Annotated in this window: 14 protein-coding genes; 9 read left to right on the forward strand and 5 right to left on the reverse strand. The window is 46.6% G+C overall.

Going from position 1 to position 13,638, the window contains the following annotated elements:
• Positions 1 to 119: 119 nt before the first annotated feature.
• The 4 genes from VC178_RS05610 to VC178_RS05625 all read right to left on the reverse strand — a co-directional run bounded on the left by VC178_RS05610 (position 120) and on the right by VC178_RS05625 (position 4,493).
• Positions 120 to 2,516 carry a xanthine dehydrogenase family protein molybdopterin-binding subunit gene (locus VC178_RS05610; protein ID WP_323481859.1) on the reverse strand — a complete coding sequence of 799 codons (2,397 nt, stop codon included), beginning with the start codon at positions 2,514 to 2,516 and terminating at the stop codon, positions 120 to 122.
• Between the two features lie 19 nt (positions 2,517 to 2,535).
• Positions 2,536 to 3,045, reverse strand: a complete 510-nt coding sequence (locus VC178_RS05615) for a (2Fe-2S)-binding protein (RefSeq protein WP_215318336.1) — start codon at positions 3,043 to 3,045, stop codon at positions 2,536 to 2,538.
• A 27-nt stretch (positions 3,046 to 3,072) separates the two neighbouring features.
• Positions 3,073 to 3,927 carry an FAD binding domain-containing protein gene (locus VC178_RS05620; protein ID WP_215318337.1) on the reverse strand — a complete coding sequence of 285 codons (855 nt, stop codon included), beginning with the start codon at positions 3,925 to 3,927 and terminating at the stop codon, positions 3,073 to 3,075.
• Positions 3,928 to 4,016: 89 nt separating this feature from the next.
• Positions 4,017 to 4,493 carry a CoxG family protein gene (locus VC178_RS05625; RefSeq protein ID WP_215295181.1) on the reverse strand — a complete coding sequence of 159 codons (477 nt, stop codon included), beginning with the start codon at positions 4,491 to 4,493 and terminating at the stop codon, positions 4,017 to 4,019.
• 112 nt (positions 4,494 to 4,605) lie between these two features.
• Between VC178_RS05625 and VC178_RS05630 the strand changes: the two genes are divergently transcribed.
• The 8 genes from VC178_RS05630 to VC178_RS05665 all read left to right on the forward strand — a co-directional run bounded on the left by VC178_RS05630 (position 4,606) and on the right by VC178_RS05665 (position 11,746).
• Entirely contained in the window at positions 4,606 to 5,298 is a 693-nt protein-coding gene (locus VC178_RS05630; protein WP_216125249.1) for a TetR/AcrR family transcriptional regulator, read from the forward strand.
• 14 nt (positions 5,299 to 5,312) lie between these two features.
• Positions 5,313 to 5,771, forward strand: coding sequence for a glyoxalase (locus VC178_RS05635; protein WP_323481860.1), 459 nt, complete (start codon positions 5,313 to 5,315; stop codon positions 5,769 to 5,771).
• Between the two features lie 9 nt (positions 5,772 to 5,780).
• Positions 5,781 to 7,022: an FAD binding domain-containing protein gene (locus VC178_RS05640; protein WP_323481861.1), complete on the forward strand. Its 1,242-nt coding sequence runs from the start codon at positions 5,781 to 5,783 to the stop codon at positions 7,020 to 7,022.
• Between the two features lie 74 nt (positions 7,023 to 7,096).
• Complete coding sequence (locus VC178_RS05645) at positions 7,097 to 8,332, forward strand: ABC transporter substrate-binding protein (RefSeq protein ID WP_251369956.1); 1,236 nt, start codon at positions 7,097 to 7,099, stop codon at positions 8,330 to 8,332.
• A gap of 116 nt (positions 8,333 to 8,448) precedes the next feature.
• Positions 8,449 to 9,303, forward strand: a complete 855-nt coding sequence (locus VC178_RS05650; protein ID WP_323481862.1) for a branched-chain amino acid ABC transporter permease — start codon at positions 8,449 to 8,451, stop codon at positions 9,301 to 9,303.
• Between the two features lie 13 nt (positions 9,304 to 9,316).
• Positions 9,317 to 10,276 (forward strand): branched-chain amino acid ABC transporter permease, encoded by a 960-nt coding sequence (locus VC178_RS05655; protein ID WP_215295189.1) that lies wholly within the window; start codon positions 9,317 to 9,319, stop codon positions 10,274 to 10,276.
• A complete protein-coding gene (locus tag VC178_RS05660) occupies positions 10,276 to 11,028 on the forward strand; it encodes an ABC transporter ATP-binding protein (protein ID WP_323481863.1) in 753 nt (250 codons plus the stop codon). The genes VC178_RS05655 and VC178_RS05660 overlap by 1 nt, the downstream gene beginning before the upstream one ends.
• A gap of 13 nt (positions 11,029 to 11,041) precedes the next feature.
• Positions 11,042 to 11,746 (forward strand): ABC transporter ATP-binding protein, encoded by a 705-nt coding sequence (locus VC178_RS05665; RefSeq protein WP_216125238.1) that lies wholly within the window; start codon positions 11,042 to 11,044, stop codon positions 11,744 to 11,746.
• 43 nt (positions 11,747 to 11,789) lie between these two features.
• Here VC178_RS05665 and VC178_RS05670 read toward each other — a convergent pair whose 3' ends face one another.
• Positions 11,790 to 12,293 (reverse strand): YqaA family protein, encoded by a 504-nt coding sequence (locus VC178_RS05670; RefSeq protein WP_216125236.1) that lies wholly within the window; start codon positions 12,291 to 12,293, stop codon positions 11,790 to 11,792.
• Between the two features lie 155 nt (positions 12,294 to 12,448).
• On the opposite strand from VC178_RS05670, the gene VC178_RS05675 reads away from it, so the two are divergent.
• Positions 12,449 to 13,618 (forward strand): acyl-CoA dehydrogenase family protein, encoded by a 1,170-nt coding sequence (locus VC178_RS05675; protein WP_215295195.1) that lies wholly within the window; start codon positions 12,449 to 12,451, stop codon positions 13,616 to 13,618.
• Positions 13,619 to 13,638: the final 20 nt, after the last annotated feature.

The raw sequence follows: 13,638 nt of genomic DNA on the forward strand, positions 1-13,638 counted from the left end.
ACCGTATCAAGTTAACCCAAAGACTAGCCCAAAAAGGGTTTGCCTAAAAACTTGATGTTACAGGATGTGCAAACCCCCATTCGGGGTTATGCACCGAGGTCATGGGAAGCCTTGAAAAATTAGATTTTCTTGAGCGCCCGCAGGATCTTCTCACAGGTAATTGGCTGATCAAACACTGCAGTATTAAACGGCAGCAAAGCATCGTTGATAGCATTTTGGACTGCGCCAGGAGCACCAGCAGTTCCGGCTTCACCAGCCCCTTTGGCGCCCAGCTTAGAAGATTGGGTTGGGGTTTCTACGTGAGCCACCTCAATATCTGGCATCTCGTTTGCCATCGGCACAAGGTAGTCAGCCATACTGCCATTACGCAGCAAACCACTCTCATCGTAGAGGCACTCTTCAAAGAGCACACCACCGATACCTTGAACAATCGCGCCGCGAACTTGCTCATCCACCAACATCGGATTAAGTACGCGACCACAGTCTTCTACCGCCCAATGTTTGAGGAGCTTCACAAAGCCGGTATCAGGATCTACTTCCACATAAGAGGCTTGCACACCGTTAGTAAAGATGAATGGGTAATCTTTTTGGGTGTAATGACGAGTCACCATCAAGTCTGCAGAAAAACCCACTGGCAGAGTATCAGTCCGAAAATAGCCAATGCGGCCGATTTCACTAAAGGGCAATAACTGTTCACCAGTTGCTTTATCCAAAACATGACTGCGATGCACGCTTAACTCAGCAACCGGACGATTCAAAATCGCACCCGCCAGTTTCAAAATATTTTCTTGCAATGCTTGGCAGGCCAGCAATACTGCTTCGCCACCAACGCCAGCCCCACGGGAAGCCCAAGTACCGCCGCCGTAAGGGGTGACATCGGTATCGCCAGTAACAATACGTACTTGATTAATAGATACACCTACAGCATCTGCAGCAATCTGCGCATAGATACCTTCTGTGCCTTGACCTTGTTCACCAACACCTACTAACACGGAAACTACACCACTAGGATCTAAACGCACTGAAGCGCCATCTTGAGACGCAATACGCGCACCACCCACTCCATAGAAAGCAGGACTTGGGTTAGTGAGCTCAATCAAGGTTGCAAAGCCAATACCACGATAGATACCCTTCTTACGTAACTCTGCTTGCTCTTTGCGCAAAGCTGGGTAATTCATCATCTTTTCAATCGTACGCAAGCATTGTTCGTGTGAGAGCACTTCTAATTTGATGCCCGAGATTCCAGAACAGGGATAAGCATCATCAGGGATCACATTGCGCTTACGAAACTCTAGCGGATCCATCTGCAACTTTTGAGCAGCCAAATCGACCAAGCCCTCAGTCACCGCACACGCAATTGGGTGACCAACTCCACGGTATTGGCAAGTGGGGGTTTTGTTCTGAAATACCACATCTAAATGCGCACGATAGTGCTGATGCTTGTAAGGACCACCAACCAAGTTCACTACTTGGTTGCCCTCAATTGCACTGGTCCTGGGGAACATGGAATAAGGTCCAATACCCGTTAAGTCATGAATCTCAAAGGCTAAGATATCGCCTGCTTTATTAGCCGCAATCCGCCCTTTAATGCGGTGCTCACGAGCATGAATATCGCTCGTAAAGGATTCCAAGCGATCGGCCACAAACTTCACTGGGCGCTCTAGCATCATAGCCAAACCGACGGTCGCAAAATCATCAGGATAGGCGTGTACCTTAATACCAAAAGATCCGCCAACGTCTTTACAAATCACATGCACATCAGATTCAGATAAACCAAACTGACGGCAATACAAGTCTTGCATCATATGCGGCGCTTGTTGCGAGTGATACACCGTCAGACGACGCTCACCCGGGTTGTAATCTGCAATTTGGCAACGCGGCTCTAGGGTTACGCCAGTGTGGCGCCCAAAACCAAAAGTAGCTTCAGCGACAACATCTGCAGTCGCAAAGGCTTCATCAACATTACCAACATCTAAGCTGCGGGTGAAGCACAAGTTGTCACCCAATTCTGGATGAATCAATGGCGTCTTCGGATCCAACGCGGACTCCATAGAGATCACAGCAGGCAATTCTTCCCACTCCACATCAACGAGTTGCAGGGCATCTTCTGCCTGCGCCCTTGTCTCTGCGACCACGGCAACTACCGGCTCACCTTGCCAGCAAGCCCTATCAATTGCAAGAGCATGCTGAGGTGCGGATTTCATACCTGCTAAGTGACCTAAGGTAGCAACCCAAGGCTTACAAATTTTTGCCATCTGAACGCCATCAACGATTGCTAGAACTCCTGGCATCTTGCTCGCTTGCTCAGTATGAATTTTGCCGATCTTCATATGGGCTACTGGTGAACGCCAGAAGACCACGTGACCCATGCGCGGCAATTGAATGTCATCAATATATGTGCCTTGACCTTCCAGCAAGCGACGCGCGCTATGTCTTGGTTCGCTATTACCGATGTAGCGTTGATCGTTAGTAACGGGATCGAGAACGAGTCCCTTTAAATCGCTTGGCTTATTCATAATACGTTTCCTAAATCCCTTAGGCGTGAGCAACGACAGGTTTAATTTTTTGACCCTTAGCACGAGCCTCTAAAACATCGACAATCGCATCAACGATAGAGTGATAACCAGTGCAACGACAATAATTTCCAGAGATCCATTCGCGAACCTCCTCACGACTAGCCTTAGGCTGCTTTTCAATCAGCTCAGCAGCCGCCAGCAACATACCCGAAGAGCAGAAGCCGCATTGCATAGCGTTATGGCGCATAAACGATTCTTGAAGATCAGCTAGAGCACCGCTTTTTGTTAGACCTTCAATCGTTTCAACTACACAGCCATCAGCTTGCACTGCCAAATATAAACAACCGCGGATGATTTGACCATCCACCTTGACGGTGCAAGCACCGCAAGCGCCCTGCTCGCAACCGAGATGTGGGCCTTTAAGATGTAAATCCTCGCGGAGAAAATCCACCAAATGACGACGTGGCTCAATTTCTGCATTGACAGCAACACCATTCACCGTCATCGATACTTTTTTCTTCAAGCTCATTTTCAAATCTCCGAACAATCTGAGTAATTAGGCAAGCATGTGCTTGAGACCACGCTCAAGCAATATACCAATCAAATGGGTCTTCGCTTCTGCACTATTGGTAATATCTGCAATCGCATCTATTTCTTCGCGCGCACTTGCTACCGCCTGTGCAATCAACTGATCATTTAAAGACTGCCCATTGATCAAATCTTGCGCAGCACTTGCCATTACAGGTGTAGCACTTACTGAGAAGAAGGTAAATGCGCAGTGACTTAATACGCCCCCTTGTTTCTCAGCCACCGCTGCCAAACCAGCGACCGCGTAATCGCCATGACGCCTTGCTAGTTCGTGGAAGTAAAAAACTTGATTGCTAGTAGCCAGTGGAATTTCAGTAGCGACCAGAATTTCATCTGGCTCTAACGAAGTGGTGTACAGATCAATAAAGAAATCTTTGGCAGCAATTTTGCGCTCGCCACTAGGCCCATGAATCACCATAGTGGCTTGTAAAGTCAAACTGCAAGCAGGCCATTCCGCCGCAGGATCGCCATAAGCGAGTGAGCCGCCCCATGTTCCTAGGTTACGAATCGCTCGATGCGCAATATGAGGCGCCGCAGCTTTTAAAAGTGGCGCGTGTTTTGCAACTAAAGCAGAATCTTCGATTTCGGTATGAGTAACGAGCGCACCAATCCGCAGTTTGTCGCCTACAACAGAAATCCCCTTGAGCTCGGCAACATCGGTAATATCAATCAAGATGCTTGGCTCTGACAGTCGCATATTGAGCGTAGCCAGAAGCGTTTGTCCGCCAGCAATTAATCTCGCGTCATCACCGCCTTGCTCCAGCAAAGACAAAGCATCACTTAAAGCCTTTGGCTTTACATAGTCAAATGCTGCTGCTTTCATTCTGTCTCCTCCACTGCTAATTGAAGTAAGCCTTTGTGGCTCTTTTGATTTCTACTTTTAACTACTATTTTATTTTTTGAACTACTTTTTTATTCACTACCAGCGCCAGACTCCAGCGCCACTGTCTCCCCGCCTAATTCTTTTGCAAACTTTTGAAAAAAGTCATCTGCAATCTTTTTTGCGGAAGCACTAATTAAGCGCCCGCCAATCTGACCTAACTTTCCACCAATGGATGCTTCAGTTGTATAGGAAATTAAGGTGCCACCTTCAGCAGCTTTGAGCTCGACGCGTGAGCGTCCTTTTGCAAAACCGGCAGCGCCTCCTGAACCTTCGAATGCCATAGAACAGGATTGATCTGGAATCACATCACTGAGCAGTAACTTGCCCGAGAAGCGGGCTCTGACAGGCCCAATCTTGAACATCACCTTGGCATGGACTTCTTCTGGCGATATACGGCTAATCTCTTCGCAACCAGGAATGGATTTGGCAAGCACATCAACATCGTTCAATCCTCTCCAGACATCAGGGATCGATGCGGCTATGAGTTGTTCGCCATTGAGTTCCATTTAACTTCCTTGGGGTTTGTACGGATAGAGTGTTATCTACCAATTGTTCAACAATGTACCATTATTTAACTTTTGGTCAATAAGTCCAAATTCGGATAAACCCTGAGAATCCATGCGTTTTACTGAAGATAGCGTTTCCAGCCCAGAGCAAGCCGAAAATTCGGCTGAAATACTCATACCGGCACGTCGCAGAATGAATACCGCCGATCGGAAGCGCCAAATTTTGGATCGAGCGATTCAGTTTTTTGCTAAATACGGTATTGAAGCTCAACTGCGTAATCTCACCAAAGAATTGGGCGTTACCCATACCCTGCTCTATCACTACTTCCCCACTAAAGAAGCCTTAATTCAAGAAGTCTACAAAGAGGTTTTCGAATCCCGCTGGAAACCCGAATGGGAAGCATTGTTAGACGATCAAAATCTGACGCCAGAAGAAAAGTTCAATGCCTTTTATTTGGATTACACCAAGACAGTGCTCACTTATGACTTTGTACGAATCTTAATCTTTTCAGGATTAAGCGATCAATCGATTAGTGACCGCTTCTTTGAGCTCTTGCGCTCACGCTTGTTGCCCCGACTGATTCGTGAAACACGCAAATACTGCAATCGACCAGTAGAGCCAAAACCAACCGAGCGCGAGCTTGAATTCTTGATGGGCCTGCATGGCGGTATTTTCTATATTGGCATGCGCCGCTGGATCTATGGCCAAGCTATCTATGCCCCGAGCATTCCAAATTCTGAACAGGAAATCATTCGCGACCGCGTTGAGTCCTACTTACATTCCGCTAAAACTTTATTTGCTTAAATGAAAAGGTCATCATGTCCAATCTAAGCCTCAATCACTTCTCGATCCGTAGTCTAGAGATTGAAAAAACAACAGAATTTTTCAGTAAGCTGCTGGGCTTAACCATAGGCCCAAGACCAGAGTTTCCTTTTCCTGGTGTATGGCTCTACAACGGCGACGATAGCAGCTGGGCAAACGCAGTACTGCATTTGATTGCGATTGATAAGAATGATCCAGATGGTTTAAAAAAATATCTAGGTGATCGTGATGCCAGCTCACTTCATGGGTCAGGTGCGGTTGATCACATCGCCTTTTTTGCAACTGGCCTAGAAGAAAAAATTACCTTGTTGAAGCAACTCAAGATTCCTTATCGCGAGCGCACGGTTCCCGTCTTAAAACTTCACCAAATCTTTTTGGATGATCCTAACGGTGTGGTGATTGAGCTCAATTACCCTGCCGAAGAAAAAACAGCCTTAGACGCGAAGGCTGCATAAGGAAAAGCCATGGCAAAAATACTAGTGGTTGGCGGATCCTTAGGCGGTTTATTTGCAGCAAACATCTTGCTGCGCCAAGGTCATGACGTCACCCTTCTAGAAAAAGCGACTGGCTCCCTTGATGGTCGTGGCGCAGGCATTGTGACGCACGATGCCCTTGCTCAAGCTTTACGTGCCGCTGGTGTAAGCGTTGATCACACACTAGGGGTGCCAGTAACTCAACGCGTTACCCTAGGTTCAGATGGTCAAAGTCTAGGTGAGATGGAGTTGCCACAAATACTCACATCCTGGAGTCGTCTGTATCACATGCTCAAAGAAGCATTTCCAGCAGAGCGCTACTTGCAAGGCAAGACTGTCAAAACAGTAGCGCAAGATACCAATGCAGTAGAGGTGCGTTGCGAAGATGGCAGTCAATACAAGGCAGAATTATTAATTGCGTCTGATGGCATTCGTTCAGGTGTTAGAGCACAAGTTGCCCCAGATATTCAACCTGAATATGCTGGCTATATTGCTTGGCGCGGTGTCTGTGATGAGGCCTGTCTCTCGCAATACACGCTAGAGACTCTATTTAATCGTTTTGGTTTTTGCCTTCCTAATGGAGAGCAGATGCTCGGTTATCCCGTAGCCGGATCTGGCAACGATACCCGCCCAGGCAAACGTCGCTATAACTTTGTTTGGTATCGACCTGCTTCTGAGCAGGAAGAGTTAGTTAGCTTACTCACCGATGATGATGGTCATTACTACCCTACTGGCATTCCCCCATTAAAAGTTTCCTGGAAACACATTGCCCATATGCGCAAAGTTGCTCGTGACATTTTGGCCCCACAGTATGCAGAAATTTTAGAAAAAACGGCGTCTCCTTTTTTGCAAGCTATTTACGACGTGCGCTCTGAGCAAATTGTGTTCGGCAGAATTGCCTTGATGGGTGATGCGGCATTTGTAGGTAGACCCCACGTTGGTATGGGTGTTACCAAAGCGGGTGATGAGGCTATCGTGATTGCAAAACAGATTGAAACCCTGGGCGCCACCCCGGAAGCTTTGCAAGCCTATAGCGCTGAGCGCCTCAAATTAGGCCAACAAGTAGTAGCGCGAGCCCAGTATTTAGGGCGTTATATGCAGTCTCAGGGCAGCAAAGGGACAAGGGATGCCGATAATCTCAAACGGAATGCCGGTACGGTCATGGCAGAAACCGCCATCGACATTAGCGATTTATTAGCCCAAGGGAAAGCAGTGCCTGAATCTGCCCATTAAAAGGCGCATTCAGTTAAGATTTGATAAACAAAAAGTATTCTTATTTAAATAAGTTTTATATGGAGGAGACAACCATGAAACAAAAAGTAACGAATCAAACTAGAAGAAAGATGTTGATTGGCGGCGCTGCTGCTGCAAGCACCCCACTTTGGCTCAACGTTGCCAATGCCCAAGCCGAAACTATCAAGATTGGTTTCCCAACTCCATTGACTGGACCATTCTCTGCTGAAGCGCAAGACCAAGTCAAAGCTGCTGAACTGGCTATTAAAGAATTCAATGATGCTGGTGGATTTAATGGTCGTAAAGCAGAACTTCTAGTACGCGACGACAAACTTAATCCTGGTGAAGCCGCTACTCGCACTCTCGAATTGATTGAAAAAGATAAAGTGAATTACGTGGTTGGCTCACTTTCTGCCGCTACCCAACTCTCCATCAATGCCGTATGTAAAGAGCGCAAAGTACTCTTTAACTCCATCAGCCAATCTGATGCGATTAACGAAGTAAAAGATTGGAGTGTCTATACATTCCACGAAGCTTTAAACCCAACCATGACAGCAGGTGCAGTAGCGCGCTACTCCATTCCCCGTTTCGGCAAAAAGATTGTGTTCCTCACCGCTGACTATGCGTACGGACATGAGATGGTGCGTGCGTTTGAGCGTGCTGGTAAGGAAATGGGTGCCACTACCTTGGCTGATATTCGTCATCCATTGGGTGCATCGGATTACTCCGCATTCTTGCCACGCATTAAAGCCTTGAACCCTGATATTTTGGTACTCTGTAACTTCGGACGGGATTTGGTAAATGCTGCCAAACAATGTACTGACTTTGGTCTGAAATCGAGTATGAAGATCGTGACACCAGTCTTGTTGTATACCTCACGTCTAGCAGGTGGTCCAGAAGCGTTTGAAGGCATCATCGGCGGCACCTCTTACTACTGGGGTCTAGAAGATCGTATTCCAACAGCCAAAACATTTAACGATGCTTTCCGCAAGATGTATAACGGCTCTGTTCCATCCGATTACGGTGCATTAGGTTACGCTGGCGTGAAGAGCGTATTGGCATCAGTCAAAATTGCTAAGTCCACCGATACTATGAAAGTAGTGAGTGCGATGGAGAACCTCAAGTACGACTGGTACAAAGGTCCTGAGTACTATCGCAAGTGCGATCACCAAGCAGTGCAAACCGTCATCATCGTAGAGTCTAAATCTAAGAATATGAAAGACAAATATGATGTCTTCAATATTTTGACTATTGAGCCCACTACTGAGAAGAACATGCGCTCCTGCGCAGAGTTAGGTCACAAAGCCTAATAGCAAAATCAGGGAGGATCAGTTGATCTTCCCCGAACCACTCCCCTTGAACCTGGTGGTCTTGGGGAGTTTTTCTGAGTACATTTATGACTGGTCTGACGTTTGAACTTTTATGCATGCAACTGCTTACGGGAATTGCCCTAGGCAGCATCTATGCGCTTTTAGCACTGGGTTTGTGCCTCATTTTTGGCATGCTCAACGTAGTGAACTTTGCCCATGGCGCTTTTTTTATGGTCGGCGCTTTCTTGGGCGTGTATTTCTTAGGCGTCACTGGCAACTTCTGGTTTAGCTTAATCCTCACACCTTTGCTCACTGGATGTCTTGGCTTAATAACGGAACGCTTCTTAGTAAGACCGCTTTATGGTCGCGGACTAGACTATCCGCTGCTGCTCACTTTTGGTCTGTCATATGTATTGATTGAAGTCATGCGCGTGACATTTGGTATCGAAGGCTTACCCTCCATCACTCCTGATGGCTTAACTGGCACCATGAACGTTGGCATTGGTTACTTCCCCAAATACAGACTCTTTTTGATTGGTGCAACAGCACTCATTATTTTTGGCGTTTGGTTCTTGATTCAAAAGACACGCTATGGCCTCATTATTAAAGCAGGCGCGGCTGATCAAGAGATTGTTAAAGTACTCGGGGTCGATATCGCCAAAGTATGGCTCTTAGTGTTTGGTCTGGGCTGTGCTATTGCTGGCCTGTCAGGCATCCTGGCTTCACCAACCCGCTCCGTCAACCCAGAGATGGGTATTCCCATTTTGGCGGAGTCATTTGTGGTGACTGTAGTTGGCGGCATGGGCTCACCTGTTGGCGCTGTGGTTGCGGGCTTATTGGTTGGAGTGGTTTACAGCATGACCTCCCTCTTCTTTCCTGACCTGTCCGAATTATCTATTTTTGTATTGATGGCCGTTGTCTTGTTAATTCGACCACAAGGCCTCTTTGGTAAAGCGGGGGCGATGGGCTAAGGCTCCGTATTTTATGAATTCATTTTTCCAACTCATCGCTCGTCATCGCGTTTTAGCGAGCACCCTATTCTTAGCGATCTTCCCGTTCATCATGCCGTATGAGGCGCTGGCAATTAATATCCTCATCTTCGGTTTATTCGCCATGGGCTTTAACCTGCTGTTTGGCTACATGGGCTTGCTCTCATTTGGACACGGAGCCTTTTTGGGTATTGGCAGCTACCTTACTGGTATCAGCATCGTTCACTATGGCTTAGGATGGGCCACTGCCATCTTGGTAGGCGTGATTGGTGCTGCAATTGGCGGACTCATCATGGGCTTTTTAGCGATCCGCACTCGGGGAATTTACTTCTCGATGGTGACATTAGCGCTTGGCCAAATTGTCTATTACATCTTCTATAAAGCAGAAAGTCTGACTGGCGGTGAAAATGGTTTACGTGGTGTCCGCGTCGACTCATTCAACATCTTCGGTATCCCAGTTGACTTCCTCAACCCCATGGTGAAGTACTACATCATTCTCTTCTTCGTAGTCATTGCGATTTGGTTGATCTCCCGTATTTTGAACTCACCGCTAGGTGCAGTCATGGAAGCCATTCGTGAAAATGAAAAACGCGCAGCAGCCTGTGGCTTTGATGTCGCTAGAACTAAATTGCTCGTATTTGTATTGTCAGCTGCCATTTGTGGATTAGCTGGATCATTACGAGCCCTACACCTTTCCATTGTTCCGATTGATTCCTTGCATTATCTGCAATCTGGTCAAGCGGTGATGATGAGTATCTTGGGCGGCATGGGCACCTTCTTTGGTCCATTTGTAGGTGCCGCAGTGATGCTCTACCTTGAAGACGTTGTTACCACCTTTACAAAACATTGGATGGCAGTGGTTGGCCTAGTATTTATGTTCTTTGTGCTGTTCTTCCCTAAAGGTATCTGGGGAACCATTCTGAGCAAGCTACAAGTTAATCGGGATTTAAAATAATGAATAGCGCAAGCACTCCTATTCTTGAAGCGCGCAATGTCAGCAAGAGCTTTGGTAAATTCAAAGCCCTACAAAATGTTTCTACCAGCTTTATGCCTGGAACATTAACCGCGATCATTGGCCCTAACGGCGCAGGGAAGAGTACTTTCTTTAACGTCTTAAGTGGCGCATTCCCTCCGACTAGCGGAGAAATCCTCTTTAATGGCAAAGATATTACCGGCATGCAGCAACATGAGTTTGCACGTATTGGTATTTCTAAAAGCTTTCAGATCACGAATGTTTTTAAGCAACTGACCGTTCATGAAAATGTTCGCGTAGCTGCACAAATGGAAACGGCCCGCTATAACTTTCTTCGAAATGCCCAAAGCTATCCAGGTCCGATTGAACTCGCAGAGCAACTTCTACACCGTGTGAACTTAGAACATCTGCGCAATAAGAAAACGGGTGATCTCGCTCATGGTCAACAACGGGCTCTAGAAATTGCGATGGCTTTAGCTTGCAACCCCAGCCTCCTCCTTTTGGATGAGCCTACTGCAGGCATGTCCCCCGAAGAGACCTTAGTCATGATGGAACTCATTCGTACTTTGGCTAGCGAGCGCACCGTCATTTTGGTAGAACATAAGATGAAACTCATTATGGGCTTATGCAAGCGCATCATCGTGTTACATCATGGTGAATTTTTAGCTGAGGGCACTCCCGAAGAAATCCAAAATAATGCTGAGGTGCGTCGGGTGTACCTCGGTCATGGTTAATTGAAGGTTCCTTATGTTGCGCATTGAAAACTTAAACGCTTGGTATGACCGCAGTCACGTCTTGCAAGGCATCTCACTTGAAGTAAATAAAGGAGAAATTGTGACCTTAATGGGTCGTAATGGTGCCGGTAAGACCACTACCCTGCGCTCACTCATGGGCTTGCTCTCTAAGCGTCAAGGCAAAGCCTCAATCGATGGCATATCCTTTTTAGATCTGCCTGCACATGAGCGCTTTCACTTAGGTCTGGCTTATGTACCAGAAGACCGCCGCATTGTTCCAGGTTTGACTGTTAAAGAAAATCTGGAGTTAGGTGTGATTGCCCAAAAGAGTCGTGGTGATATGAGCGCTTTAGTAGATGAAATTGCTGAGACCTTTCCTAGGTTGAAAGAGCGTCTTCAACAGGATGGCACTTCCATGTCGGGTGGAGAACAACAAATGCTCGCCATTGCTCGCGCCATGATTGCTAAACCAAAAGTCATTTTGCTCGATGAACCCTCTGAGGGCATCATGCCAGTCTTAGTAGAAGAAATGTTTGAGCTCTTTGCAAAACTGAAGCAGCAAGGCTTAACGATTCTATTGGTTGAGCAAAATGTCCAGCAAGCTTTGAGGATCTCTGACCGCGCTTATATCTTGGATCAGGGAGAAATTGTGTTTCAGGACACCGCTCAGAATCTTCTCAATAACGACGAGATCCAGCAGAAGTATTGCGCTGTTTAGTTCGCTGCTTAGTTAGCGTTTGAGTTAGCCACTTGGTTGATGATTAAATCAAGTGCAACCAATGGCCTAACTGGTGCCAAAAGCTCTCAGGTACCAAGGACAACAACCAAGTTAATATTAAGTAGCGCAGCATCTTGCCGAAAAACATATACATCAGGCACGATTTCCAAGGTAGCCTTAACCACCCTGCTGCAACACACAAGGGGTCACCAAAACCGGGTAACCAAGAAAGCAGCAGCATCTTTGGTCCCCACTCTCCAAGCCAAGCTTTTAGACGGCTATCTTTAGTTTCAGCAATGGATTTAATGCGACTGCGAGCGAGCAATCCCAGCCACCAATCCAGCATGCCTCCCAAGGTATTGCCAACCGTAGCCACCAGTATTGCCACCCAATACAAATGGGGATTGAGAGAGATGTAACCAAAGAGAATGGGCTCAGAGCCAACAGGAAGTAGGGTTGCTGAAACAAAGGCGCTAATAAACACTGCTGGAAGACCCACCGAGGGCATGCCAAACCATCCAAAAAAATGCGTGAGTGCGTGCTCCATGAAACGCATACCCCTTTGAGTAACTTTGTTGGGATTGATTTAATCCCATCTAGGCTATTTTGCCCTGTTTTGTGGATTCTCCATGATTTCCAAATCTTGCTTAAACTAATGCCTTTACAGCAAAAGCAGCACCCATCTTATAAAACGAGAGATTCATGAATCACCCCATTCCCAAGCCTGATCAATATCAAGATATGCGCGAAGCCTTACGCGACCTCTGTAATCGCTTTGATTCGGCTTACTGGCAAAAGATTGATCACGAACGTGGCTATCCAGAGGCATTTGTAACAGCGATGACTGAAGCGGGTTGGTTAGCCGCACTGATTCCAGAAGAATATGGTGGCTCCGGATTGGGCTTGGCAGAAGCTTCTGTCATCATGGAAGAAATTAATTTTTCTGGTGGTAACTCTGGTTCATGCCATGGTCAGATGTACAACATGGGTACGCTACTTCGCCATGGTAGTGAAGCTCAGAAAAAAATGTATCTACCGAAGATTGCCAGTGGTGAGTTGCGCTTACAAAGCATGGCAGTGACTGAACCAACAACAGGTACCGACACCACTAAGCTCAAAACAACTGCAGTCAAAAAAGGTGACAAGTATGTCGTGAATGGTCAGAAGGTTTGGATTTCTCGTATCCAACACTCAGACCTCATGATTCTCTTGGCGCGCACCACCCCTATTAATGAAGTACAACGTAAATCTGAAGGGATGTCGATTTTTATCGTTAATCTCAAAGACGCCATTGGTAAAGGTATGGAAGTTAGACCTATCGCCAATATGGTGAATCATGAAACCAACGAAGTCTTTTTCGATAACCTAGAAATTCCTGCAGAAAATCTCATCGGTACTGAAGGTCAAGGTTTTAAATACATATTAGATGGCCTCAATGCAGAACGTGTGCTGATTGCTGCTGAATGTATTGGTGATGCCTACTGGTTTATCGATCGTGCACGTCGCTATGCCAATGATCGCGTAGTATTCGATCGCCCGATCGGCAAAAACCAAGGTATTCAATTTCCGATTGCTGATAGCTATATCGAAACAGAGGCAGCCAACTTAATGCGCTTTAAGGCTTGCGAACTCTTTGATAGTCATCAGCCCTGTGGTCCTGAAGCTAATATGTCAAAGTACCTCGCTGCCAAAGCCTCTTGGGAAGCGGCAAACGTTTGCCTCCAAACCCATGGTGGCTTTGGTTTTGCAAATGAATACGATGTAGAGCGTAAATTTAGAGAAACGCGCCTCTATCAAGTAGCTCCGATTTCAACAAACTTGATCTACTCTTATATTGCTGAGCACGTTCTTGGCCTACCAAGATCTTTCTGATTCTGCTAATAGGCCTTTGA

It is taken from the genome of Polynucleobacter sp. AP-Sanab-80-C2, from assembly GCF_035012965.1.
GTDB lineage: Bacteria > Pseudomonadota > Gammaproteobacteria > Burkholderiales > Burkholderiaceae > Polynucleobacter.